The 23,829-nt window shown below is 61.7% G+C and carries 24 protein-coding genes; 8 read left to right on the top strand and 16 right to left on the bottom strand.

Translation table 11 applies throughout. From position 1 onward, the window contains the following. Positions 1-6 precede the first annotated feature (6 nt). The 13 genes from lpxA to rpsB all read right to left on the bottom strand — a co-directional run bounded on the left by lpxA (position 7) and on the right by rpsB (position 12,999). Entirely contained in the window at positions 7-774 is a 768-nt protein-coding gene (gene lpxA, locus IE091_RS02025; RefSeq protein WP_096922082.1) for an acyl-ACP--UDP-N-acetylglucosamine O-acyltransferase, read from the bottom strand. Next, positions 771-1,214 carry a 3-hydroxyacyl-ACP dehydratase FabZ gene (fabZ, locus tag IE091_RS02020; RefSeq protein ID WP_026001844.1) on the bottom strand — a complete coding sequence of 148 codons (444 nt, stop codon included), beginning with the start codon at positions 1,212-1,214 and terminating at the stop codon, positions 771-773. Before fabZ ends, lpxA begins: the two co-directional genes overlap by 4 nt. 136 nt (positions 1,215-1,350) lie before the next feature. Continuing rightward, positions 1,351-2,388: a UDP-3-O-(3-hydroxymyristoyl)glucosamine N-acyltransferase gene (gene lpxD / locus IE091_RS02015; protein ID WP_039175343.1), complete on the bottom strand. Its 1,038-nt coding sequence runs from the start codon at positions 2,386-2,388 to the stop codon at positions 1,351-1,353. A gap of 55 nt (positions 2,389-2,443) precedes the next feature. After that, positions 2,444-2,944, bottom strand: a complete 501-nt coding sequence (locus IE091_RS02010; RefSeq protein ID WP_039175240.1) for an OmpH/Skp family outer membrane protein — start codon at positions 2,942-2,944, stop codon at positions 2,444-2,446. A gap of 19 nt (positions 2,945-2,963) precedes the next feature. Next, positions 2,964-5,315 (bottom strand): outer membrane protein assembly factor BamA, encoded by a 2,352-nt coding sequence (bamA, locus tag IE091_RS02005; protein WP_373294982.1) that lies wholly within the window; start codon positions 5,313-5,315, stop codon positions 2,964-2,966. Between the two features lie 98 nt (positions 5,316-5,413). After that, positions 5,414-6,772, bottom strand: a complete 1,359-nt coding sequence (gene rseP / locus IE091_RS02000) for an RIP metalloprotease RseP (protein WP_039175238.1) — start codon at positions 6,770-6,772, stop codon at positions 5,414-5,416. 26 nt (positions 6,773-6,798) lie between these two features. Next, positions 6,799-8,010, bottom strand: a complete 1,212-nt coding sequence (ispC, locus tag IE091_RS01995; RefSeq protein WP_189462673.1) for a 1-deoxy-D-xylulose-5-phosphate reductoisomerase — start codon at positions 8,008-8,010, stop codon at positions 6,799-6,801. Then, positions 8,007-8,828, bottom strand: a complete 822-nt coding sequence (locus IE091_RS01990) for a phosphatidate cytidylyltransferase (RefSeq protein ID WP_189462672.1) — start codon at positions 8,826-8,828, stop codon at positions 8,007-8,009. The genes ispC and IE091_RS01990 overlap by 4 nt, the downstream gene beginning before the upstream one ends. Continuing rightward, positions 8,821-9,606 carry a polyprenyl diphosphate synthase gene (gene uppS / locus IE091_RS01985; RefSeq protein ID WP_039175235.1) on the bottom strand — a complete coding sequence of 262 codons (786 nt, stop codon included), beginning with the start codon at positions 9,604-9,606 and terminating at the stop codon, positions 8,821-8,823. The genes IE091_RS01990 and uppS overlap by 8 nt, the downstream gene beginning before the upstream one ends. 105 nt (positions 9,607-9,711) lie before the next feature. After that, the gene (frr, locus tag IE091_RS01980; protein ID WP_039175234.1) at positions 9,712-10,269 is read right to left on the bottom strand and encodes a ribosome recycling factor; all 558 of its coding nucleotides are present in this window, start codon (positions 10,267-10,269) and stop codon (positions 9,712-9,714) included. Between the two features lie 4 nt (positions 10,270-10,273). Further along, entirely contained in the window at positions 10,274-11,041 is a 768-nt protein-coding gene (pyrH, locus tag IE091_RS01975) for a UMP kinase (protein ID WP_039175233.1), read from the bottom strand. A gap of 122 nt (positions 11,042-11,163) precedes the next feature. Then, positions 11,164-12,033, bottom strand: coding sequence for a translation elongation factor Ts (gene tsf, locus IE091_RS01970; protein ID WP_189462671.1), 870 nt, complete (start codon positions 12,031-12,033; stop codon positions 11,164-11,166). 216 nt (positions 12,034-12,249) lie between these two features. Continuing rightward, positions 12,250-12,999 carry a 30S ribosomal protein S2 gene (gene rpsB / locus IE091_RS01965; protein ID WP_039175231.1) on the bottom strand — a complete coding sequence of 250 codons (750 nt, stop codon included), beginning with the start codon at positions 12,997-12,999 and terminating at the stop codon, positions 12,250-12,252. Positions 13,000-13,321: 322 nt separating this feature from the next. On the opposite strand from rpsB, the gene map reads away from it, so the two are divergent. The 7 genes from map (at position 13,322) to IE091_RS01930 (ending at position 21,075) form a co-directional block, all read left to right on the top strand. Continuing rightward, positions 13,322-14,113: a type I methionyl aminopeptidase gene (gene map / locus IE091_RS01960; RefSeq protein ID WP_039175230.1), complete on the top strand. Its 792-nt coding sequence runs from the start codon at positions 13,322-13,324 to the stop codon at positions 14,111-14,113. Beyond that, entirely contained in the window at positions 14,113-16,788 is a 2,676-nt protein-coding gene (locus IE091_RS01955) for a [protein-PII] uridylyltransferase (protein ID WP_039175229.1), read from the top strand. The genes map and IE091_RS01955 overlap by 1 nt, the downstream gene beginning before the upstream one ends. 96 nt (positions 16,789-16,884) lie before the next feature. Next, on the top strand, positions 16,885-18,081 hold the full coding sequence (dapC, locus tag IE091_RS01950; RefSeq protein WP_189462670.1) for a succinyldiaminopimelate transaminase: 1,197 nt from the start codon (positions 16,885-16,887) through the stop codon (positions 18,079-18,081). 33 nt (positions 18,082-18,114) lie between these two features. Then, positions 18,115-18,462, top strand: coding sequence for a Spx/MgsR family RNA polymerase-binding regulatory protein (locus IE091_RS01945; protein ID WP_189462669.1), 348 nt, complete (start codon positions 18,115-18,117; stop codon positions 18,460-18,462). Between the two features lie 42 nt (positions 18,463-18,504). Then, positions 18,505-19,530, top strand: coding sequence for a 2,3,4,5-tetrahydropyridine-2,6-dicarboxylate N-succinyltransferase (gene dapD / locus IE091_RS01940; RefSeq protein WP_189462668.1), 1,026 nt, complete (start codon positions 18,505-18,507; stop codon positions 19,528-19,530). Further along, positions 19,517-20,689, top strand: coding sequence for a succinyl-diaminopimelate desuccinylase (gene dapE, locus IE091_RS01935; protein ID WP_096922077.1), 1,173 nt, complete (start codon positions 19,517-19,519; stop codon positions 20,687-20,689). Before dapD ends, dapE begins: the two co-directional genes overlap by 14 nt. Then, positions 20,686-21,075, top strand: a complete 390-nt coding sequence (locus IE091_RS01930; RefSeq protein ID WP_039175225.1) for a hypothetical protein — start codon at positions 20,686-20,688, stop codon at positions 21,073-21,075. Before dapE ends, IE091_RS01930 begins: the two co-directional genes overlap by 4 nt. A 57-nt stretch (positions 21,076-21,132) precedes the next feature. On the opposite strand, the gene IE091_RS18600 is transcribed toward IE091_RS01930, so the two are convergent. Beyond that, a complete protein-coding gene (locus tag IE091_RS18600; RefSeq protein ID WP_039175224.1) occupies positions 21,133-21,660 on the bottom strand; it encodes a cold-shock protein in 528 nt (175 codons plus the stop codon). Positions 21,661-21,770: 110 nt separating this feature from the next. On the opposite strand from IE091_RS18600, the gene IE091_RS01920 reads away from it, so the two are divergent. Beyond that, positions 21,771-22,019: a SlyX family protein gene (locus IE091_RS01920; protein WP_039175223.1), complete on the top strand. Its 249-nt coding sequence runs from the start codon at positions 21,771-21,773 to the stop codon at positions 22,017-22,019. Positions 22,020-22,043: 24 nt separating this feature from the next. On the opposite strand, the gene ald is transcribed toward IE091_RS01920, so the two are convergent. Continuing rightward, the gene (gene ald / locus IE091_RS01915; RefSeq protein ID WP_189462667.1) at positions 22,044-23,159 is read right to left on the bottom strand and encodes an alanine dehydrogenase; all 1,116 of its coding nucleotides are present in this window, start codon (positions 23,157-23,159) and stop codon (positions 22,044-22,046) included. 179 nt (positions 23,160-23,338) lie between these two features. Next, complete coding sequence (locus tag IE091_RS01910) at positions 23,339-23,782, bottom strand: acyl-CoA thioesterase (protein ID WP_096922075.1); 444 nt, start codon at positions 23,780-23,782, stop codon at positions 23,339-23,341. Positions 23,783-23,829: the final 47 nt, after the last annotated feature.

Raw genomic sequence — 23,829 nt, 5'->3', positions numbered from 1 at the left:
GGTGTATTAGCGCACGATACCGCGCGTGGAGCGCTCGATGGAGTCGGCAAACTGCACGACTTCCGGCAGGTCGAAGCGGCTGCGCATATCGCTGACAGCTTGTTCGACGGTCAGCCCTTGGCGGTAGACCAGCTTGTAAGCAGTGGTCAGGGCGGCAATCGCCTCGCGGCTGAAGCCACGGCGCTTGAGGCCGACCAGATTCAGGCCACGCGCTTCGGCAGGGTTGCCGTTGATCATGACGAACGCCGGGGTATCCTTGGTGATGATCGAGCCACCGCCCGCCATGGCATGGTCCCCAAAGTGGCAGAACTGATGCACCGCCGAGAGCCCGCCCAGAATAGCATGGTTGCCCAGCGTCACGTGCCCTGCCAGGGTGACCTGGTTGGCCAGGATGCAGTCGTTGCCGATCACGCAGTCATGGCCAACGTGCACGTATGCCATGAACAGGTTGCGCGACCCGATGGTGGTTTCGCTGCGATCCTGCACCGTACCACGGTGCAGCGTCACCCCTTCACGGATCACGTTATCGTCGCCCATGACCAGCCGCGTCGGCTCACCGGCGTACTTCTTGTCCTGGCAATCTTCACCCACCGAGGCAAACTGGAAAATACGCGTGCGCTCGCCGAGCACGGTAGGCCCCTTGATCACCACGTGGGGGCCGATGACGGAACCGGCGCCGATGGTGACATCGGGCCCGATCACGCTAAAAGGGCCGACCTCGACGTCATCGGCCAGTCGTGCCGTGGGGTCGACCAGTGCAGTAGGATGTATCAAGCCACCTTCCTCTCGGCACAAATGATTTCTGCTTCACACGCCAGCTCGCCGTCCACCGTGGCGCGACAGGCAAACTTCCAGATGCCGCGCTTGCCACGAATGACGTTGGCTTCCAGCGTCAGCTTGTCACCCGGCATGACCGGGCGCTTGAAACGTACGTTATCGCTACCGACCAGATAGTAGACGTAGCCATCTGCCGGGAGCTTGTTGACCGTCTTGAAGCCCAGAATGCCACACACTTGCGCCAGTGCTTCGACGACCAGCACGCCCGGCATGATGGGGTGATGCGGAAAATGACCATTGAAGAATGGCTCATTGATGCTTACGTTCTTGTACGCCACGATGGCTTCGCCCACGGTCAGTTCCGTGACTCGATCCACCAGCAGGAAGGGATAGCGGTGGGGCAAGTATTCGCGAATTTCGTTGATATCCATAACCATCGTAACGACCTCTAAATAGACATAGCGCCTGAACCCTGTCAGGCAGGTACCAGCACTCCTGCTGGCCAAAAGGCAAGGGATTATAACTTGCTGTTATCAAGCCTCAAGCCACTCGTCCTTGAATTCCTTGTTTGCTTCACGATTCTCGCTGGCTTTTTTCCAATCGCGCCAATCGTTTGGCAATATCATCCAGCTGTTTGAAGCGCACTGCGTTCTTGCGCCATTGAGTGTTGCTCATGGCGCCCGTGCCGGAGGAGTAGACACCTGGCTCATGAATCGAGTTGGTGACCAGACTCATGCCCGTTACCTGCACCCCGTCGCACAGGGTCAGGTGACCCGACAGGCCAACGCCGCCACCCAGCATGCAGTGCTTGCCCACTTTGGTGGAGCCCGCAATGCCTACACAGCCCGCCAGGGCGCTGTGGTCGCCAATCGTGACGTTATGGGCGATCTGCACCTGACTGTCGATCTTGACGTCATTGCCAATGACCGTATCACCCAACGCACCACGGTCGATACTCGAACAGCTGCCGACCTCGACATCATCGCCAAGGATCACGCCGCCCAACTGAGCGATCTTGTGCCAACCGGCACCATCATGAGCGAAGCCGAAACCATCGCCACCGATCACACAGCCGCTTTGCAAAATGGCGCGCTTCCCGACGATGACACCGTGGCACACCGTCACGTTGGCGTGCAGCCGAGTATCGTCGCCCAACCGGCTGTCGGCACCCACCACGCTGCCTGCGCCAATCACCACGCGATCCCCCAGCACCACGCCAGACTCGATCACCGCATTGGCCTGAATCGAGATACCCTCGCCCAGGGTGGCATCTTCCGCCACGATGGCACTCGGGTGGATACCCGGGACATCACGCGCAGGCAACGGGTCAAACAGCTGCGACAGTTTGGCATAGCCAAGATAGGGGTTGCTCATTTCCAGCCGCGGCACGGGGCAATTCTTGCCGTGCTCTGGATGCAGCAGAACGGCGGCTGCACGCGTGGTGGCCAGGTCTTTGAGATACGCACGATTGGCAAGAAACGCCACCTGATCGGGCGTTGCTTCCTTGAGGGTGGCCAGGCCACGAATTGGCTGGTCGGCGTCGCCCTCGAAATCAACGTCCAAGTGACGTGCGATATCGGCTAGGGTGAGGTGTTGAGAAGCGTGCGTCATGGGAGCCCAGGAAAGCAGCGGTGCGGCCAACGAGCGCCGCACCCACGGTCATGAATTAGTTCAGCGAATCAAAAATCTGCGTGACCTCGTTGGTCACGTTGGGAAGATCCGTCGAAGAGTGCAGCACTCCCTGCGGCTCTACCAGCACGTCGATGTTGTGACGCTCCAGCACCTGCTCCACGGCACGCTCGAGCTTCGACTCGGCGCTTTCGAGGAACTGCTGCTCGGAGGTTTGCTGCGCCTGCATCACTTCACGACGAAGCTGCTCGAAACGGCTGCCCTTCTGCTGCAGCTCGGCAATCAGCGCATCGCGCTCGGATTGCGACATGGTCTCGCCCTGCTGCTGCAGGCGAGTTTGCAGCTGCTGCAGCTCGTTACCCAGCGACTGAGCTTCGCGCTGCTGGCCACCAATCTGGCTTTCCAACTGGCTCAGCGAGGATTGTGCCGACTGAGTGTTCATCAGCGCTGCGCGCCAATCCAGTACAGCGACTTCAGCCGCGTAGGCGGGTAGCGTCATGGCCCCGAACAGGCACACAGCGGCGGTCAGTTTACGCATTATCATGACACTCCTTGAATTAGAACGTTTGGCCAAGCGAGAACTGGAAGAACTGCGTATCATCGCCACTTTCATCGTTTAACGGCTCTGCGATGCTGAAGGTCAAGGGACCCACGGGCGTCAGCCAGGAAAGGCCAATACCCACACTGTAGCGTAAATCGCCCAGATCCACGCCGGAACTGCAACGCTGGCGGCCCGCGTCTTCTTCCAGCACGTCATAGCAGGAGCTCAGGAAGGTATTACCGGCATCCAGGAACAGCGAAGGCTGTACCGAGCGCTGGTTCTCGACGAACGGCATCGGGAAGAGGACTTCTGCGCTGCCTTGAACCAGCACGTTACCCCCGAGGGTACGGTCACGTGCACCCTCGCGGGCGGGCGTGGTGCGCTGCCCCAGAGTATTGGACGTGAAGCCACGCACCGAGCCCAGGCCCCCTGCATAGAAGTTCTCGTAGAAGGGGTAAGGGTCATTGCTGGCCAGAGTATCGGCATAGCCCAGGTTACCGCTGAACTTGAATGCCCAGGTCTCATCGTCGTTGATCGGGAAGAGCTGCTGCGCGCGGGCCTGAACCTTGTAGTACTCTGCATCGCTGCCCGGCACACCGGTTTCCAGCGAGAGACGCTGGTAATTACCTGCCGTCGGCATGATACCGCGGTTCAGGTTGTTGCGGGTCCAGCTGGCGGTCAGCTTCAGGCTCTGAGCGTTGTCACCTTCGTCTTCTACGTAACGGCGAATTTCAGAGGCCGTATCGAAGTAGGTCTTGACGGTGATGTCTTCGATGCTCGCCCCGAAGTTGAGCCGCGACAGCTCACTGATGGGGTAACCGAAGTTGATGCCCGCGCCGTAGGCGTCGGTGGAGAACGTGGAAATATCGGAGTCGGCGTAGTCCGTCTCGCGATAGAAAACGTTATAGCCCCGTGAAATACCGTCCAGGGTCCAGTACGGGTCGGTAAAGGCAAAGTTCACGCTGGTGAACGTGTCACTGCGCTGAGCACCGATGTTGACGCGGTTACCGGTACCCAGGAAGTTGTTCTGGGCCAGACCGACGCCGTAGATCACCCCGGCGCTCTGCGAGAAACCGACGCTGGCCGAGACCGAACCAGACGGCTGCTCTTCGACGTTGTAGGTCACGTCCAGCAGATCAGGCTGCCCTGGCACGGGCTGAGTGTCGACTTCCACCTGGCTGAAGAAGCCAAGACGCTCCAGACGCTGGCGCGACTGGGTGATGGATTCCGTGGAGGCAGGCGCGCCCTCCAACTGAATCATTTCACGGCGCAACACTTCATCCTGCGTGGTGGTGTTACCAAAGAATTCAATACGACGCACGTAAGTACGCTGGCCTGGGTCGACGGCGATCACCAGATCGACCGTTTCACCGTCACCGGCCATTTCAGGGATACCGCGCACCTCGGCAAAGGCAAAGCCTTCGGCCCCCAGGCGCTGACGCAGGGCTTCCGTAGAGGCGTTGACGTCGCCACGGGAGAAAATCTCGCCACTGCTGACCTGTAGCAGGTTGCGCGCTTCGCTTTCGCTGATTTGCAGGTCTCCGGCAAACCGAATGTTGCCGACCCGATACTGGGTGCCTTCGTCGATGTTCAGCGTCACGAAGATCTCGGACTTTTCAGGCCCAATCGAGACTTGCGTGGAGGTCACGTCGAAGTTGACATAGCCACGGTCGAGGTAGAAAGAGCGCAGGCGCTCGATGTCCCCCGAGAGCGCTTCTCGGGAGTACTCGTCCCGCGAGAACCAGCCAAAGAAACGTCCTGGGCGGTCGTTCAGCTCGAAGACGCTACGCAGCGTGTCGTCATCGAAGTCACGGTTGCCCACGATATTGATCTGGCGAATCTTGGCCACTTCACCTTCGTTGATATCGATGTTGACCTGAACTCGGCCTTCATCGATTTCATCCACGGCGACATTGATGCTGGCACTGTAGCGGCCCTGCGCCTGGTACACCCCTTCCAGTTCACGCTCGATGTCGTCCAGGGTAGAGAGCTGCAGCACTTGCCCTTCGGAAAGGCCGGACTGGCGCAGGCCATTACGCAGGTCGTCATCGGAAATCTGACGGTTGCCGGTAATGTTCAGGCGAGCAATGGTGGGACGCTCGACGACCTGGATGACCAGAACATCGCCTTCGCGGGCCAGCGAGACGTCCTCGAACAGGCCGGTGGCGAAAAGGTCACGCGCGGCGGCGGCCAGCTGCTGCTCATCGACGCGATCATTGGCACTGACAGGAAACGCATTAAAGACCGAGGCGGCGGATACCCGCTGTAGTCCTTCCACACGAATGTCCGAAACATCAAAGGATTGTGCCTGGGCGCCGCTGGCGCCCGCCAGCAAGAGTGCCGCCATTCCAAGGGTCTTGATTTTCATGCAGTCAGTTCGCTCGCGTTGGTCTGCCTGTCGTTGAGACAGGCACCATATACATTTGTGCAGGCAGATGACAAGCCATCCACGCGCTACACGCGTTATTACCACAGGCGCATCAAGTCAAAATAGAGCGCCATCAGCATCAGGGTGCCTACCATGGCCAGCCCTATGCGAAGACCTATTGCTTGTGTCTGCTCGGATACCGGTCGCCCGCGCAGCACCTCGACAAAATAGTAAAGCAAATGACCACCGTCGAGCACGGGGATAGGCAGCAAATTTAGCACACCCAGGCTGATCGACAGATACGCCAGAAAGCTGACGAAGGCTTCGGTGCCCGCACGCGCCGAATCTCCGGAGATTTGCGCGATGGTGATGGGCCCCGACAGGTTGGAGGGCGAAATCAGCCCCACCAGCATTTTACGAATGGCATCTACCGTGAGCACGACCATGTCACCGGTACGTGACAACGCTTGGCCCAATGCCTCGATGGGTCCATAGCGAATGTCGCGCAGCAGCTCGTCAGGCCAGTTGACCGGCTCGGCACCTGCCCCAATGTACCCAACCTCGACGCCACTCTCCAGCGTATTGCGACCTGGGGTCATGGTGAGCGTGCCGGATTCACCGTTGCGCTGGTAATCCACGCGAAGGGCTTCGCCTGCGCTGTCACGGATGATCTCGACGAACTGCATCCAGTCGCGAACCGGCTCACCGTTCAACGACGTAATACGATCTCCCGGCTGGAGGCCAGCCTCGGCCGCTGCCTGCCCCTCAAGCACCTGCCCAAGCACGGCAGGGACATCAGGCCGCCACGGCACGAAGCCCAGCGTTTCCAGCGGTTGCGGCGGGTCTTGGCGAACCATGTAGCGGCTGATCGGCAGTTGATACGCACGCGAGGCACTGCTGCCTTCCGGACGCGCTTCGATCTCCAGCTCGCCATTGAAGCCGATCATCGACACCAGCTTCAAATTGATCTCTTCCCAGGAGCGCATGGCATCGCCCTGGATGGCGGTGATTTCACTGCCCTGAGGCAAGCCGGCCTCGGCCGCTGGCGAGTTGGGCGTGACCGGCCCGACAATCGGCGCCACCGTGGTGGTACCGGCCACGAACAGCGCCCAATAAGCCACGATGGCCAGCAGGAAATTGGCGATGGGGCCCGCCGCCACGATGGCGATACGCTGCCAGACGGTCTTGCGATTGAACGCCTGGTCCAGCTGATCTTCAGGGACCGGCGCTTCGCGCTCGTCGAGCATTTTCACGTAGCCACCCAAAGGAATGGCGGCCACCGCAAATTCGGTCCCGTGGCGGTCCACCGTCGACCACAGCGGCTTGCCGAAACCGACCGAGAACCTCAGCACCTTCACACCGCACCGGCGCGCCACCCAAAAGTGGCCAAACTCGTGAAACGTGACCAGCAGGCCCAATACCACGATAACCGCTAGAATATTCTGTATCAGGCCCACGCCGTGCTCCTTTACATGACCCGCCGTTAAAGTGGAGAGTGCTCAGCCATTCGCTGGCGCACGATGATTTCCGCCTGCTCACGCGCCCAGCGATCCGCATTCAATACTTGCTCGAGAGACGCGGCATCGCCCTGATAAGGCTGTGCCATGACCGCTGCCACCACCTCGGCAATCTCGCTGAAGCCGATGGTTTCGGTCAGAAAGGCATCCACCGCCACTTCGTTGGCCGCATTGAGAATGGCTGGCGCCGCGCCACCCTTTTGAATCGCTTCTCGCGCCAGCCGCAAACAGGGAAACAGTGCCTCGTCGGGCGCCTCGAAATCCAGTCGTGCCACCTGGAACAGATCCAGTGCTTCGACGCCAGCATCGATGCGCTCCGGCCACGCCAGGCCGTAAGCAATCGGGGTACGCATATCGGGGTTGCCCAGTTGGGCAATGACCGAGCCATCGTCATAGGCTGCCATCGAGTGGATGACGCTTTGCGGGTGTACGACCACCTGTACCTGCTCAGGCGCGGCGTCGAACAGCCAGCAGGCCTCGATCAGCTCCAGCCCTTTGTTCATCAGCGTGGCGCTGTCGACGGAGATCTTGCGTCCCATGGACCAGTTCGGGTGTGCACACGCCTGTTCGGGCGTCACCTTGGCGATGTCGGCCGCCGCCCAGCCCCGGAAGGGACCGCCAGACGCGGTCAACAGCAGTTGACGCACGCCATGCTTGGCCAGCCCACCACGATGCTCGCTGGGTAGACACTGATAGATGGCATTGTGTTCAGAATCGATCGGCAGCAGGATGGCACCAGAGCGCTCGACCGCCTCCATGAACAGCGCGCCACTCATGACCAGCGCCTCTTTATTGGCCAGCAGCACGCGTTTGCCTGCCTCTGCCGCCGCCAGCGCTGGCAGAAGGCCAGCGGCCCCCACGATGGCGGCCATGACGGTATCGACCTCTGGCGCACTGGCGACATCGCATAGCGCCTCGGGGCCAGAGAGCACCTTGGTATCGATGCCCGTTGGTGCGAGTGCCTGCTGAAGCCACTCGGCATCGTTCGCATCATCCAGCACCGCAAACCGGGGCCGATGTTCCCGACACTGCGCCAGCAGGGCTTCTTTTGAGGTATGGGCCGTCAGCGCATAAACGCGATAGCGGTCAGGGTGGCGGGCGATCACATCCAGAGTACTGGTGCCTATCGAGCCCGTGGCCCCGAGCACCGTCACTTGCTGAACAGGCACGGTACTCATAGCGCACTCACCTGGGCCTGTAGTACCAGCAGGTAGAACAAGGCAAAGATCGGTATGGCGGCGGTCAGGCTATCGATACGGTCCAGCACGCCCCCATGGCCGGGCAGCAGCTGGCTGGAATCCTTGATGTCACGGTAACGCTTGAGCATGCTTTCCAGCAGGTCACCCAGCACCGAGATCAGCGTGACGACGGCCGTGACCAACAGCAGCGCGATACCACCAGCGACGCCCAAGGGCTGCCACAGGGCGAACAGCAGCGCCAGCAAGCTCGTAGCGGCAAGCCCGCCCAGCACGCCTTCCCAGGACTTGCCGGGGCTGACCCGCGGGGCCAGCTTGCGCTTGCCCCAACGGCGGCCAGCAAAGTACGCGCCGATGTCCGCGCTCCACACCAACAGCAGCACAAACAGCAGCCACACGGCGCCGCTATCACGCAGGACGTTGAACCCCACCCAGCAAGGCAGCAGCACCCAGGCGCCCATCGACAGCCGCCGGGTGGTGCTCTGCCACTGCTGGCCCGCCGCCGGGTACTGGGTCACCCAGTACAGGTTCAGCAGCCAACCGGCGGCAGCCAGCCATAGCGGCCAGACGGCATAAGCCGCCCCACTGAACCACAGCAGCGCCATGAGCATTGCCATTCCGACGACGCAACCGAGCCGCTGGCTCGGTTGCGTCACGCCTGCGAGATTGGTCCACTCCCAGGCACCCAGAAGCACCACGACGGCGGTAAACAGCGCAAACGCGCCGCCCTGTAATCCAAACAGCCCGGCCAGCACCAGGGGTGCCAGCCAGGCAGCGGTGATGATTCGCTGTTTAAGCACCTTGCGCCTCTATTTGTTCGTCGGTCATGCCAAAACGGCGACGTCTCAAGCAGAAATCGTCGACCGCCTTGTCGAAAGCCGCCCCGTTGAAGTCGGGCCACAGCAAGGGTGAAAAATGCAGTTCTGCATAGGCCAGCTGCCAAAGCAGGAAATTGGACAGGCGCTGCTCGCCACTGGTGCGGATACACAGATCCACCGGCGGCACCTGCTCGACCCCCATGGCAGCATCCATCCGCGCTTCGTCAATGGCGTCGGGGCTCAACTCGCCTGCGGCGACCTGCTCGGCCAACTGGCGTGCGGCGCGAGTGATATCCCACTGGCCGCCGTAGTTGGCGGCAATCACCAGGTGCATGCCCGTATTGTCGGCAGTCAGAGCCTGAGCACGCTGAATGTGTTTCTGGATGGCGTGGGAAAAGCCACGCTGCTCGCCAATGATGGAAAGCCGTATATTGCGCTCGTGAAGCTTCTTGACCTCGCGTTTCAAGGCCATCAGAAAAAGCTCCATCAGCGCGTTGACCTCGGCCGCTGGACGCTTCCAGTTTTCACTGGAGAATGCAAACAGGCTGAGGGTTCCAACGCCCCGCTCGGCGGCACGCTCGATGACGGCACGCACGGCTTCGACGCCCGCTCGGTGGCCCCGCGCACCTGACAGCCCACGCGCCCGAGCCCAGCGATTGTTACCATCCATGATGATCGCAACATGGGACGGCATCACCCCCTCGGATCGAGAAGGCTCCGTGCCGCCCGGCTGCTGTGGGGGAAGCTGGGGGGAGGTCATGGGGTCTCGCACCAAAGATCAATCATATTAAAGCCAAGCGATGGCCCACGGGCAGCCAGGCTGCCCGTGGTGAAGTGAACGCAGTCTGCGATGTCGACGACATCGTTATACCTGCATGAGATCCTGCTCTTTTGCTGCCAACGCCTTGTCGATCTCGGCGATGTACTTGTCGGTCAGCTTCTGGATCTCGTCTTCGCCCTGGCGCTGATCATCTTCAGTGATCTCTTTCTCTTTCAGCAGCGACTTGAAGTCACCGTTGGCGTCACGACGCACGTTACGCACCGCCACACGGGCCGTCTCGGCCTCGCCACGCGCCTGCTTGATATAGCCCTTGCGCGTTTCTTCGGTGAGCATCGGCATGGGCACGCGAATCACGTTACCCGCACTGGAGGGGTTGAGCCCCAGGTCAGAGGTCATGATCGCTTTTTCGATCTTCGGCACCATACCCTGCTCCCAAGGAGCAACGGCCAAGGTGCGCGCGTCTTCGACGCTGACCGAGGCCACCTGATTCAACGGCACTTGGCCACCGTAGTACTCAACGGTCACGGCATCCAGGATGCTGGGATGCGCACGCCCGGTACGAATCTTGTTAAAGTTGACGTGCAGCGCCTCGACGCTCTTCTTCATGCGAGATTCTGCATCTTTCTTGATGTCGTTGATCACGTTGTTACCCTCTGTCTATCAGCGTGCCTTCCTTGCCCCCTACTACCAGATTCAGCAGGGCACCAGGCTTGTTCATATCGAATACCCGCACCGGCATATCATGGTCACGTACCAGGCAGATTGCGGTCAAATCCATCACGCCCAGCTTCTGCTCCAGAGCATCGTCGTAGGAGAGCTGGTCGTATTTTACGGCGTCGGGGTACTTCACCGGGTCCTTATTGTACACGCCGTCCACCTTGGTGGCTTTGATGACGACGTCCACGTCCACTTCGATACCGCGCAAGCAGGCGGCCGAGTCCGTGGTAAAGAAAGGGTTGCCGGTGCCTGCAGAAAACAGCACCACGTCACCGGAAGTCAGGTAGCGAATGGCAGTACGGCGGTCATAGTGTTCCACCACACCGCTCATGGGAATCGCCGACATCACCCGTGAACGAATATTCGAGCGCTCCAGCGCATCGCGCATGGCCAGGGCATTCATCACGGTGGCCAGCATTCCCATGTGGTCACCCGTCACTCGGTCCATGCCCGCTTCGTTCAACGCAGCGCCACGGAACAAGTTACCACCTCCAATCACGATACCCACCTGCACACCGATCCCGACCAGCTGGCCGATTTCCAGTGCCATTCGGTCCAGCACTTTGGGGTCGATACCAAAATCGTGCTCTCCCATCAGTGCTTCGCCCGACAGCTTCAGCAAAATACGCTTGTATTTCGATTTCGACTTGTCGAGTTTCGTGGCAGCGGGGGCAGACTCTTGAATCTCACGTGACATGGCATCTCTCCTGAGGCAGACCTGGACACAGGTGGGCGAGACAGCACCTGTATTTCACAGGGGCCGGATACACGAAGGCGTGCGCTCGCGCGCACGCCATCATCTTACAGAAACATTCGACCTTAGCGACGGCCAGCCTGTTCCATAACTTCTTTGGCAAAGTCGACTTCTTCTTTCTCGATGCCTTCGCCCACTTCGAAACGAGTGAAGCTGACCACTTCACCGCCAGCTGCCTTGACGAATTCGGCAACGGTCTGGTTCGGGTCTTTGACGAAGGGCTGCTCGGTCAGGCTGTTCTCGGCCAGATACTTCTTCAGACGGCCTTCGACCATCTTCTCGGCGATCTGCTCGGGCTTGCCTGCCATGTCCGGCTGCGCCAGGATGATGGCTTTTTCTTTGTCCAGCTCTTCCTGGGGCATGTCGGCCGGATGAGCCACGGCCGGGTTGATGGCAGCCACGTGCATGGCAACGTCCTTGGCAACCTCGGCATTGCCGCCTTTCAGCACGGTCAATACGCCAATACGGCCACCGTGAACGTACTCGCCAACCAGGCCAGCGTCCACTGCGTCTACCACGACGGCACGACGCACGCCGATGTTCTCGCCGATTTTCTGAACCAGCTGCTCACGCGCAGACTCCAGGTCGCCCGCCATCACGGTAGCCACGTCTTCGCTCTTGGCAGCGAAGAACGCATCAGCGATCTTGTTGGAGAAAGCGATGAAGTTGTCGTCGCGGGCAACGAAATCGGTTTCAGAGTTGATTTCGACCATGACGCCGTAGCTGCCGTCTTCAGCAACACGCGTTACCACGGCGCCTTCTGCAGCGGTACGACCCGCTTTCTTAGCGGCTTTTAGGCCAGAGCTTTTACGCAGGTTTTCGATCGCCACGTCAATGTCGCCGCCGGCTTCGGTGAGTGCTTTTTTGCACTCCATCATGCCAAGACCGGTACGTTCGCGCAGTTCCTTAACCTGAGAGGCGCTGATAGCTGCCATGAGATTTCACCTCGGAAATGGTTCTAACTGAGAGTTAAACGCGCTACAGAGTATACGCACGATAGATGACCGTTGCGTATCACGCTGCAGAGCGCTTGCCGGCACCTGGTGCTCGGCGTGATCGGCCCGCCTGGGCGTGCCCAAAGCGGGAAAAAGGGGGCATAAGGCCCCCTCTTGACGATGCGGCTCAACTGCCCGCCGCACCCACTGCCAGTGTTACTCGGCAGCAGCGTCAGCGTCGGCAGAAGCGGCTTCTTCCGTCACTTCGACAAACTCTTCGGGACGACCTTCTTTCGCACGGGTGCACGCGTCGGCAATCGCCTTCACGTAGATCTGGATCGCGCGGATGGAGTCATCGTTACCCGGGATCACGTAATCAACGCCATCCGGGTTAGAGTTGGTATCTACCACGCCAATGACCGGGATACCCAGCTTGTTGGCTTCGTTGATCGCGATGCGCTCGTGGTCAACGTCGATAACGAACAGTGCGTCCGGCAGGCCGCCCATGTTCTTGATACCACCGATAGAACGCTCGAGCTTCTCTTGCTCACGCGTGGCCATCAAGACTTCTTTCTTGGTCAGCTTGTCGAACGTGCCGTCTTCGCGCATGACTTCCAGGTCACGCAGACGCTTGATGGACTGACGAATGGTCTTGAAGTTGGTCAGCATGCCGCCCAACCAGCGATGGTTGACGAACGGCTGGCCAACACGGTTGGCTTCTTCCTTGATGATCTTGCTCGCGCTGCGCTTGGTACCAACAAACAGGATCTTGTTGTTGGAAGACGCCATCTTCTCGATCACGTCGATCGCTTCGTTCAGCGCCGGCAGAGTGTGCTCAAGGTTGATGATGTGGATCTTGTTGCGCGCGCCGAAGATGTATTTGCCCATCTTCGGATTCCAGTACTTGGTCTGGTGACCGAAGTGAGCGCCTGCCTTCAGCAGGTCACGCATATTGACGTGAGACATGGTAAAACTCCTGAAACTCGGGTTAGGCCTCCACGCACCCCATGGATCCGACCAGTAGCACCGCCAGGCGTTGCTAAAGGCACCCGGGACCATGTGCCGGTGCATGTGTGTTTTCAAGGCTTGCTATCTTGCAACCCAGCCATGCTGAGTTGCGCTCTTGTTGCCCTTGCCTGCCGCCTGCGCCAGCAAAAGAAGCTGCGGATGGCGATTGCAGGAAAGCGCGCGGCTTTATACCATAGATCATTGCCAAGATGAAGTCGCCGCTGCGCTTACCCGCCGAAAATGCTACTCATCACCTACTCTGAAGCCACATCGAGAATTCATGAACGTTCCTATCAAGACGCCTTCTGAAATCGAGAAAATGCGCGAAGCCGGACGCCAGGCCGCCAGCGTCATCGAAATGATCACGCCGCACATCCAGGCAGGCATCAGCACCGGCGAGATCGACCGCCTGTGCCACGAGTACATCGTCAACGAACTGGGCTCGGTCCCGGCACCGCTGAACTATCACGGTTTCCCCAAGGCCACCTGCACCTCGATCAACCACGTGGTATGCCACGGCATCCCGGATGACGCCAAAAAGCTGAAAAGCGGCGACATCATGAACCTGGACATTACCGTGCGCACCCCCGACGGGTACCACGGCGACTCCAGCGTGATGTTCGTGATCGGCGAGACCATCCAGGGCGAGCGGCTGTGCCGCATCACCCAGGAGTGCCTGTACAAGAGCATCGCCCTGGTCAAACCCGGCGTACGTCTTTCCGAGCTGGCCCGCGTGATTCAGCAGCATGCCGAAGCCCATGGCTACTCGGTGGTGCGTGACTTCTGCGGCCACGGCATCGGTGCCGACTTCCACGAAGACCCTCAGTTCCTGCACTACGATGGCTACGCCCCGGATGCCGACATTCGCCTCGACGCGGGCATGTGCTTCACCATCGAGCCGATGATCAACGTGGGCGGCTACAAGACCAAAGTGTTGCGCGACGGCTGGACCGCGGTGACCAAGGACCGCAGCCTGTCGGCACAGTGGGAGCACACGCTACTGGTCACCGAGACCGGCGTGGAAGTGCTCACCGCGCGCAGCGACGAAGACTTCGGCTTCCTGAACGCCTGATGCTACTACACCACTACCGGTTCGAGCCGGATACGTCGCTGTTCGATCTGGCGCTGTTTCGCACCGAGCTGGCCGGGGCACGCTCTCCCATCGCCCCGTTCAAGGCAGCGCTCAAGGAGATTCAGGCGCGCCTCGACGAGCAGTTTCGCGCGGGTGCAGACATTCGTGACCTGGTACGTGGCCGCGCATGGTATCTCGACCAGCTGCTGGCGATTGCCTGGCAGCGCCATGCCTGGCCCGACACCGGCATCGCCCTGGTGGCGGTGGGCGGCTACGGGCGCGGAGAGCTGCACCCCCACTCGGACATCGACCTGCTGCTGCTGCTCGAACACGATGACGACACCCCCTACCGGGAGCCGCTGAGCGCCTTCGTGACGTTCCTGTGGGACATCGGTCTGGAGATCGGCCATAGCGTGCGCTCGCTCAACGACTGCGAGCGGGAAGCCGAAGCCGACGTGACGGTCATCACCAACCTGCTGGAGTCGCGCTTGATCGCAGGTCCCGAGCGCCTGCGTGAACAGATGCGTGAGCGCCTGAGCGCGCCCCACGTATGGCCCGCCGACCGCTTTTTCGAGGCCAAGTGGCAAGAGCAGATCTCCCGCCACTATCGCTACAACAACTCCGAGTACCACCTGGAGCCCAACCTGAAAAGCTCGCCCGGTGGCCTGCGAGACATTCAGATGATCGGCTGGGTCGCCAAGCGGCACTTCGGCACCGAGCAGTACACCGACATCGTCGCCAACGGGTTCATGAACGACGCCGAGCTGCGCATCCTCAGCCAGGGGCAGTCGTTTCTCTGGCAGGTTCGTTACGCCCTGCACATGCTCACCGGGCGCGCCGAAGACCGCTTGCTGTTCGATCACCAGCGCACCATCGCCGACATGTTCGGTTTCAAGGACACACCCGAGCGGCTGGCCGTCGAACAGTTCATGAAGCGCTACTACCGCCATGTGACGGCGCTGGCAGGCCTCAACGACATGCTCTTGCAGCACTTCGACGAAGTGATCCTGCGCGGCAAGGAGTCGTTGGCCACCATCAAGCTCAACGACCGCTTCGAGATCAAGGGGGGCTATATCCAGGCCCGCTCGCGCAGCCTGTTTCGCGAACGCCCGGCGGCCATGCTGGAGCTGTTCCTGCTGATGGCCAAGCACCCTGAAATCGAAGGCGTGCGCGCCGACACTATTCGCCTGATCCGTGACCATCGCCATCAGATCGACGACCACTACCGGGAAGACCCCCGCCACCAGCGGCTCTTCATGGCGCTCATGCGGGCGCCGGGCAACGTGCCTCGCCAGCTCCGGCGCATGAACCGTTACGGCATTCTGGGCAAGTACCTGCCGGAGTTCGGCCGAGCGGTCGGGCTGATGCAGCACGATCTGTTTCATATCTATACCGTGGACGCCCACACCCTGCGCCTGCTGAAATTTCTGCACGGCTTCCGCAAGCCCGAGGCAAAGGACGACTTCCCGGTGGCCGCCAACCTGATCCACCAGCTACCCAAGCTGGACCTGCTGTGGATCGCCGGGCTGTTCCACGACATCGGCAAAGGGCGCGGCGGAGACCACTCTGAAATCGGCGCCCGTGACGTCGAGCAGTTCTGCCGTCGTCATCACGTCTCGCAGCACGATACGAACCTGGTCAGCTGGCTGGTCGAGCATCACCTGCTGATGTCGATGACCGCCCAGAAGCGCGACATCAGCGACCCGGACGTGATCCGCGACTTTGCGCTGATCGTGCGCGACGAAACTCGCCTGGACTACCTCTACGTGCTCACCGTGGCCGACATCAATGCCACCAACCCCACGCTGTGGAACGGCTGGCGGGCCTCTCTGTTGCGCCAGCTTCATGCGGAGACCAAGCGCGCTCTGCGCCGAGGGCTGAAAAACCCGCCGGACAGAGACGACTGGGTCAGAGAAACCCGCACCGAGGCGCGTTCGCTGCTGCAAGCCGTCGGGGTGGACAGCAGCCAGATCGACCCGCTATGGGACTCCCTTGGGGAAGACTACTTCCTGCAGTACGCCCCCAGCGAGATCGTCTGGCAGACCCAAGGCATTCTGGCCCACCAGCCGTCCCCCCTGCCGCTGGTGCTGATCAGCGCCCCCACCGCCGACATGGCCGAAGGTGGCACCAAGGTGTTCATCCACACCCGCTCTGCGGATGACCTGTTTGCCGCCACGGCCGCCGCCATGGAGCAGTTGGGGCTGTCCATCCACGATGCGCGGATTGCCACGTCCCACAACGACTGGACGCTGAACACCTTCATCGTGCTGGATAGCCACAGCCAGCCGATCCGTGATCCGCTGCGCATCGAAGAGATGCGTAGCCACCTGGTGGAAGAGCTGGACGACCCGGACGACTACCCCGAAATCGTCACCCGGCACACGCCGCGCCAATTGAAGCACTTCAAGGTGCCCACGGAGGTCGTCATCGAACAGGACCCAGCCAATGAGCGCACGCTGCTGGAGCTGACCGCCCCCGACCGTCCTGGCCTGCTGGCCCGGGTGGGGCGTATCTTCATGGAGCAGGATATCGCCCTGTCGGCGGCCAAGATCGCCACCCTGGGCGAGCGCGTCGAGGACGTTTTTTTCATCACCACCAAGGCCGGTGAGCCGCTCACCGACCCCGCCCGTCAACAGCAGCTTCGTGAGCGGCTGATCGACGTATTGAGCGTCTAGCCCAGATGCCTGGCCGAACACCCCCTGGTCGTTGGGTTTGAGCCTGCACCAGGGGTTGCCTATAATCGGCGGTTCGATAAACGGTACGGACTCGCCATGAACTCAGACCTGAATGCCCTGCACCCCTATCCGTTTGAAAAGCTGGCTGCCCTCAAGGCAACGCTCACGCCTCCGGCGGGGCTTGCGCATATTCCGCTGACCATTGGCGAGCCCCAGCATGCCCCTTACCAGGGCGCACTGGACGCACTCATTGCCCACCAGCTGGAGATGGCGCGCTACCCAGCCACCAACGGCCTGCCCGCCCTGCGCGAGACCATTGCCGCCTGGGCCACCCAGCGCTTTGGCCTGTCGGGGCTGGACGCCGAACGTCAGGTGTTGCCGGTGAACGGCACCCGTGAAGCCATCTTCGCCTTCGTGCAGGCGGCGCTGGACCGCACCCGCCCCGCCAAGGTAGCGGTACCCAACCCGTTTTATCAGATCTACGAAGGCGCCACGCTACTGGCAGGCGGCGAGCCGCTCTACCTGGACTGTACCGCCGACAACGGCTTTCGCCCGGACTTTTCAGCCGTCAGCGCCGACACCTGGCGCGACGTGCAGATCGTCTTTCTCTGCTCACCGGGCAACCCCACCGGCGTAGTCACTCCGCTGGCCGAGTTCAAGCAGCTCATTGCCCTGGCCGACGAACACGACTTCATCATTGCCTCCGACGAGTGCTACTCCGAGCTCTACCTGGACGAAGCCACTCCGCCGCCCGGGCTGCTGCAGGCTTGCGCCGAGCTGGGCCGCGATGACTACCGCCGCTGCGTGGTGTTTCATTCGCTCTCCAAACGCTCCAACCTGCCGGGGCTGCGCTCGGGTTTCGTGGCGGGCGACGCCGACCTCCTCGCCCCGTTCAAGCGCTACCGCACCTACCACGGCTGCGCGATGTCACTGCCGCTGCAGCACGCCTCCATCGCTGCCTGGCAGGACGAAGCCCACGTGCGCGCCAACCGTGACGCCTACCGCGAGAAATTCAGCGCCGTCACCGAGGTTCTTGCGCCGGTCATGTCGTTCCCGACGCCCGAAGCCAGCTTCTACCTGTGGCCCGCCGTGCCGGGGGGCGACGATATCGCCTTTACCCAGCGGCTGTTCAGCGAACAGCATGTCAGCGTGTTGCCCGGCAGCCTGATGGGCCGCCCTGGCAAGGATGGCCATAACCCGGGCGCAGGTCGACTACGCTTAGCCTTGGTGGCAGAGCTCGAACCGACCCTGGAAGCAGCCAAGCGACTGCGCCAGCTGATCGAGCGCAGCTAACGCCGCGACACCCCACGACAAGGAGGCTTTTCCATGCTGACGCTATATATCATCAACACCTGCGACACCTGCCGCAAAGCCCGCAAGGCGCTGGAGGAGAGCGGCATTCCCTTCAAGACCCATGACCTGCGCAAGGATGGCCTGTCGGCCAGCCTGCTGGAGCATATTCTCGAGCGGGTGCCGCTGCTGGAAGCCATCAATAAGCGCAGCACCACCTGGCGCAACCTGCCCCAGGAGGAAAAGGATCAGCTGGACGCCACGTCGGCCCGTCGGCTGCTGCTGAAACAACCCACACTGCTCAAGCGTCCGCTACTCGAAGTCGACAACAGCACCATCCTGGTCGGCTACCGCGACGGCGATTACGACAAACTGAGCGGCTGAACGCCCCCCTCTTAGACACACAACCTTGAAGGAAGCCCCGTTATGCTGAGCTTTGCGCTTGGAATTGGTACCCAAAACACCCAGGGTGACTGGCTGGAAATCTACTACCCGGCCCCGCTGCTGAACCCCGACGAGAGCCTGGTGACCGCCGCCAAGGAAGCACTGGGCGCCGCTGCCGAGAACAGCCCTGTCAGCTTCCTGCCGGAAGACTGCACCCGCCTGGCCAAAGCACTGGAAGCCGCGGGTCATTCCGAGCAGGCAGCGCTGGCCGAGTCTTTCGCCACTAGCCAGCGCCCGCTGGTAGCGATGTTCCTGGACACCGACCAGGCGCCGCAAACCGTGCCGGAGGTCTACCTCAAGCTGCACCTGCTGTCCCACCGTCTGGTGAAGCCCCACGGCCTGGACCTGACCGGCATGTTCGGCCTGCTGCGCAACATCGCCTGGACCAACGAAGGCGCCATCGACATCGAAGAGCTGCCGGCTCGCCGCCTCAAGGCACGCCTGGCAGGCCGCGCGCTGTCCGTCGACTGCGTCGACAAGTTCCCCAAGATGACCGACTACGTCGTGCCCACCGGCATCCGCATTGGCGACACCGCCCGCGTACGCCTGGGCGCCTACCTGGGCGAAGGCACCACGGTCATGCACGAAGGCTTCGTCAACTTCAACGCGGGCACCGAAGGCCCGGGCATGATCGAAGGCCGCATTTCAGCGGGCGTCATGGTCGGCAAAGGCTCCGACCTGGGCGGCGGCTGCTCCACCATGGGCACCCTCTCCGGTGGTGGCAACATCATCATCAAGGTGGGTGAAGGCTGCCTGATCGGCGCCAACGCCGGTATCGGCATTCCGCTGGGCGACCGCTGCACTGTGGAAGCAGGCCTGTACATCACCGCTGGCTCCAAGGTGACCGTCCTCGACGACCAGGGTCAGGAAGTCAACACCGTGGCCGCCCGTGAGCTGGCTGGCCAGGACGACCTGCTGCTGCGCCGCAACTCGCAAAATGGCCGCATCGAGTGCCTCACCAACAAGAGTGCCATTGCGCTGAACGAGGCGCTGCATGCCCACAACTGAGTCTGCTGCCCTGTCACCGACGCTCACCCTGGCCTTTGACCTGCTGGGTCGCGCGTCGGTGACCCCGGACGACGAGGGCTGCCAGGACCTGATGATCGAGCGCCTCACGGCGCTCGGTTTCCATGTCGAGCAGCTGCCGTTCGGCGATGTGAAAAACTTCTGGGCCGTGCGCGGCCATCATGGCCCGGTGCTGGCCTTCGCCGGGCATACCGACGTGGTGCCCAGCGGGCCGCATACCAGCTGGGAGTTTCCACCCTTCGAGCCATGCATCGACGAGCAGGGCATGCTCTGCGGGCGCGGTGCGGCCGACATGAAAGGCAGCCTGGCCGCCATGCTGACCGCCGTGGAGCGCTTCGTGGCCCGTTACCCCGACCACGACGGCCGTATCGCCTTCCTGATCACTTCCGATGAGGAAGGCCCCGCCGTGGACGGCACCCGGGCCGTGGTGGAGCACCTGCGCGAACGCAACGAACGGCTGGACTACTGCATCGTGGGCGAGCCCTCTTCCACGGCGCGGCTGGGGGATGTGATCAAGAACGGCCGACGCGGCTCGCTGGGCGGCGTACTGCATGTCAAAGGGGTGCAGGGGCACGTGGCTTACCCCCACCTGGCACGCAACCCCATTCACCAGGCACTGCCTGCGCTCGATGCCCTGGCACGCGAGCATTGGGATGCCGGCAACGACTTCTTTCCCGCCACCAGCTTCCAGATTTCCAACGTGCGCGCGGGCACCGGGGCGACCAACGTGATCCCTGGCGACATCGAAGTGGTGTTCAACTTCCGCTACTCCACGGAAGTGACCCACGAAGCACTGAAAGCCCGCACCGAAGCGATTCTGGATCGCCATGGCCTCGAGTACCATGTGGACTGGACCTTGAACGGCGAGCCCTTCCTGACCGCCGAAGGCGAACTGGTCGATGCAGCCATTCGCGGTGTGGAAGCCGTCACCGGTGAGCGCCCGCAACTGTCGACCAGCGGCGGCACCTCCGATGGCCGCTTCATTGCCACCCTGGGGGCACAGGTGGTGGAGCTGGGTCCGCTCAACGACACCATTCACAAGGTGAACGAGCGCGTGCTGGCCAGCGACCTCGATGCGCTCAGCCGCATCTACGAAGCCACCCTGCAGGCGCTGCTCACCACTGATGAGGTATGCGTATGATGGAGCGGTTTCCGGATATCGAAGTGTACCTGGCCCGCGTGTCGCTGGACGATCTCAACGCCTGGCTCAGCGAGACCCTCGATGCCCCACCCTTGGGCCCGGCGGGCAAGGGCAAGTGGAAAACCCGTGGCCAGCATCAGGGGGAAAGCGTCCCGGTGCTGCTGGTGGACAACGCCGCCGACGGCTTTGCCAGCCTGTGGTTCGACAGCGCCCACACCCCCTGGCACACCGACCAGGAGTGCGCGCAGCACGCGGCCGAAGCGCTCAACGTGGAAGTCCGCTGTTCGCTGGGCGGCTGGCACCCTGGCGATGACCCGGACCGCTTCTGGCAAGTGCTGCCCGGTGGCCAGGAAAAAGCCATCGAATGGCCAGATTCCGGGCGCTAAACGTAAAAACCCCCGCACAAGGCGGGGGTTTTCCTGTCAGCAACCGCGCCGGAGCGCTTATTCGATAATGCTGACATCATCGGCCTGAAGGCCACGGTCGTTCTTGATCACGTGGTAACGCACGATCTGACCTTCGGCCAGCATGCGTGGGCCACGACCGCGTATCGCCCGAAAATGCACGAAGACATCTTCGCCATTGTCCCGGGTGATGAAGCCGTAGCCCTTGTTGGTGTTGAACCACTTGACCTCGCCCTCTTCACGGCCATCGTTGGGGTCGATGATATCCTCTTCTTCATCGTCCACCACGGGTGCTGCCTGGGGCTGACGCGGGGCAGGTTTGACCCTGGCCACATCGGCCTTTACCACCATCGGTGGTGCCAGGGCCGCAGCCGCCAGCGTACCGACGAACAACATTGCAAAACAGCCAAGTGCCACAGCGGCATACACACTGAAAGCAGCCTCGGCCAACCACTGTTCAGCCAGAGGTGCATTGGTTAAATGAACAATCCCCGCCAGAAGAAGCGGCGTGGGGGCGGCCAGTAAGATACTGATAAAGAAACAGCGAAAAACAACTTTTGGGTTCATGGATGATAAAAGCTCTCTTGTTGTATGGGTAACAGAAGCAAGACAATACTCGGCCTACCAGGCCCTTTCCTAACAGTACCGAGCATACTACATACGGTGACGATGTTATCATGACAAACGAATTAACGCCTGCCGAGCTCACTCAACGTATTGAATCGTTGGAAAGTCGGCTGGCTTATCAGGAACATTGGCTGGACACCCTGGACCAGGCCGTCGCCCAGCAGGAGCGCCGCCTCGAAAAGCTGGAACAGCTGAGCGCCCTGATGCGTGAACGGCTCCGCGAACAGCATCAGGCGCTGCAAGCCAGCGACTCACAGGGCGGCTTTCGCCCCGAAGACGACATCCCGCCCCACTACTAATGGACCCACCGCCTGGCGCGCGGGTCACTTCACCACGCTGGCCGGTTCGACGCTTTCCAGGCCAAACGCCTGGGCGACGGCCCGGTAGGTAATCTGGCCATCGTGGACGTTCAGCCCGGGCAGAAAATGGGTATCGTCTGCCAGCGCCTGGCGCCACCCCTTGTCGGCAAGCGCCAGCACGAACGGCAGCGTCGCGTTGGTGAGCCCCAGGGTAGACGTACGTGCCACGGCGCCGGGCATGTTGGCCACACAGTAGTGCACGATGCCATCCACCAGATAGGTGGGCTCGGCGTGGGTCGTGGGCTTGCTGGTTTCGAAACAGCCGCCCTGGTCGATGGCCACGTCCACCAGCACACTGCCGGGTTTCATCTCGGCCAGCATGGCACGGGTGATCAATTTGGGAGCTGCCGCGCCGGGGATCAGCACCGCGCCCACGATCATGTCGGCAGTGCGTGCCGCGTGATCTAGAGCATCGGCGGTGGAGTAGACGGTTTTGATACGCCCCTGGTAGCGCGCATCCAACGCTTCCAGCCGGGCCACCGAGGTATCGAGAATCGTCACCTCTGCCCCTAGTCCCAGCGCCATCCGCGCTGCGTTTTCTCCCACCACGCCCCCCCCAATGACCGTTACCTGCCCCGGTGCCACACCGGGCACGCCGGGCAGCAGCACCCCCGAGCCCCCTTGGGCCTTCTCCAACCCATGGGCACCGGCCTGTATGGCCATGCGCCCCGCCACGGTGCTCATGGGGGCCAGCAGCGGCAACCCGCCGCGAGCATCGGTGATGGTTTCATAGGCGATGCAGGTGGCTCCGCTTTTCATCAGCCCTTCGGTCAGTGCCCGCTCGGCGGCCAGGTGCAGATAGGTAAACAGCGTGTGCGCTGGCGTCAGGCGCGCCACCTCTTCCGGCTGGGGCTCCTTGACCTTCAGAATCAGCTCGGCGCGCTGCCACAGCGCCTCGACGTCGGCCTCCAATGTCGCGCCCGCGCTTTGGTAGGCGTCATCCTGAAAGCCAGCGCCTTCGCCCGCGCCTACCTGGACACTGACGGAGTGACCACGCCCGACCAGTTCACGTACCCCCGTGGGCGTAAGCGCAACGCGATACTCGTGGTTCTTGATCTCTTTGGGAACGGCAATGTGCATGGCGGACTCTCCTTGGGTCATCAACATCACTGGGTGCTCAATGCATTACAGCACAGCAGGCGTGAACCACCAGCCCAAGGGAGCAAAACGAAAAAAACGCCGGTAAAGGCGTTTTTCAACAGCAAAATTCAGCGTTTGACGGGCCGCGACGAAAAAATCCACGCCGCACCGTCGATTCATCACTCGGCGGGCTCGGGCACCACCGCAGCGCCATAAATGCGCTGGTACTCTTCCGGCAAGCGCTTGGGGCGACCGCTGGAAAGCGCGACACAGGCAAACCGCGTGCGCGCCTTCAGCAGCGTCTTGCCGTCTGCTGGCCGTATCAGTTGAAAGCGGCGCGTCAGGCTGAAGCGGCCGTCGCAGTCGACGATCCAGGTGGCCAGGCAGAGCGTGTCGTCTTGAAAAGCAGGGGCGAGGTAGTCCAGCTCGTGGCGGTGGACCACCATCGCCCGGTCCAGCGCCCGATAGCGTTCCAGCGACAGCCCCAACGCCTCGGAGTGGGCCCAGCTGATCTGCTCTACCCAGCGCAGGTACTCGCTGTTATTGACGTGCCGGTAAGCGTCGATGGCTTCCGGCGCGACCTGCAGCGTGAGTACGAACGGCTCTGGCAACGCCCACTCCATGTGGCCACCTCCTTTCCTATGACGACGGCGCTCGACAGCGGGCGATG

It is taken from the genome of Vreelandella hamiltonii (genome assembly GCF_014651775.1).
In the GTDB taxonomy this organism is placed as follows: Bacteria; Pseudomonadota; Gammaproteobacteria; order Pseudomonadales; family Halomonadaceae; genus Vreelandella; species Vreelandella hamiltonii.
Note: the sequence above shows the minus strand (reverse complement) of the source record. Positions and strands in the feature narration are given on the sequence as shown.

What these genes read in the sequence shown, in the direction of transcription:
- lpxD (WP_039175343.1), bottom strand. Translation starts at nt 2,388, where the DNA reads ATGACGCACGCTTCTCAACACCTCACCCTAGCCGATATCGCACGTCAC.
- pyrH (WP_039175233.1), bottom strand. Translation starts at nt 11,041, where the DNA reads ATGTCACGTGAGATTCAAGAGTCTGCCCCCGCTGCCACGAAACTCGAC.
- dapC (WP_189462670.1), top strand. Translation starts at nt 16,885, where the DNA reads ATGAACTCAGACCTGAATGCCCTGCACCCCTATCCGTTTGAAAAGCTG.
- IE091_RS01955 (WP_039175229.1), top strand. Translation starts at nt 14,113, where the DNA reads ATGCTACTACACCACTACCGGTTCGAGCCGGATACGTCGCTGTTCGAT.
- dapD (WP_189462668.1), top strand. Translation starts at nt 18,505, where the DNA reads ATGCTGAGCTTTGCGCTTGGAATTGGTACCCAAAACACCCAGGGTGAC.
- IE091_RS01945 (WP_189462669.1), top strand. Translation starts at nt 18,115, where the DNA reads ATGCTGACGCTATATATCATCAACACCTGCGACACCTGCCGCAAAGCC.
- fabZ (WP_026001844.1), bottom strand. Translation starts at nt 1,214, where the DNA reads ATGGTTATGGATATCAACGAAATTCGCGAATACTTGCCCCACCGCTAT.
- map (WP_039175230.1), top strand. Translation starts at nt 13,322, where the DNA reads ATGAACGTTCCTATCAAGACGCCTTCTGAAATCGAGAAAATGCGCGAA.
- rpsB (WP_039175231.1), bottom strand. Translation starts at nt 12,999, where the DNA reads ATGTCTCACGTCAATATGCGTGACCTGCTGAAGGCAGGCGCTCACTTC.
- IE091_RS01930 (WP_039175225.1), top strand. Translation starts at nt 20,686, where the DNA reads ATGATGGAGCGGTTTCCGGATATCGAAGTGTACCTGGCCCGCGTGTCG.
- tsf (WP_189462671.1), bottom strand. Translation starts at nt 12,033, where the DNA reads ATGGCAGCTATCAGCGCCTCTCAGGTTAAGGAACTGCGCGAACGTACC.
- IE091_RS01920 (WP_039175223.1), top strand. Translation starts at nt 21,771, where the DNA reads ATGACAAACGAATTAACGCCTGCCGAGCTCACTCAACGTATTGAATCG.
- IE091_RS02010 (WP_039175240.1), bottom strand. Translation starts at nt 2,944, where the DNA reads ATGCGTAAACTGACCGCCGCTGTGTGCCTGTTCGGGGCCATGACGCTA.
- dapE (WP_096922077.1), top strand. Translation starts at nt 19,517, where the DNA reads ATGCCCACAACTGAGTCTGCTGCCCTGTCACCGACGCTCACCCTGGCC.
- bamA (WP_373294982.1), bottom strand. Translation starts at nt 5,315, where the DNA reads ATGAAAATCAAGACCCTTGGAATGGCGGCACTCTTGCTGGCGGGCGCC.
- IE091_RS18600 (WP_039175224.1), bottom strand. Translation starts at nt 21,660, where the DNA reads ATGAACCCAAAAGTTGTTTTTCGCTGTTTCTTTATCAGTATCTTACTG.
- IE091_RS01910 (WP_096922075.1), bottom strand. Translation starts at nt 23,782, where the DNA reads ATGGAGTGGGCGTTGCCAGAGCCGTTCGTACTCACGCTGCAGGTCGCG.
- ispC (WP_189462673.1), bottom strand. Translation starts at nt 8,010, where the DNA reads ATGAGTACCGTGCCTGTTCAGCAAGTGACGGTGCTCGGGGCCACGGGC.
- uppS (WP_039175235.1), bottom strand. Translation starts at nt 9,606, where the DNA reads ATGACCTCCCCCCAGCTTCCCCCACAGCAGCCGGGCGGCACGGAGCCT.
- ald (WP_189462667.1), bottom strand. Translation starts at nt 23,159, where the DNA reads ATGCACATTGCCGTTCCCAAAGAGATCAAGAACCACGAGTATCGCGTT.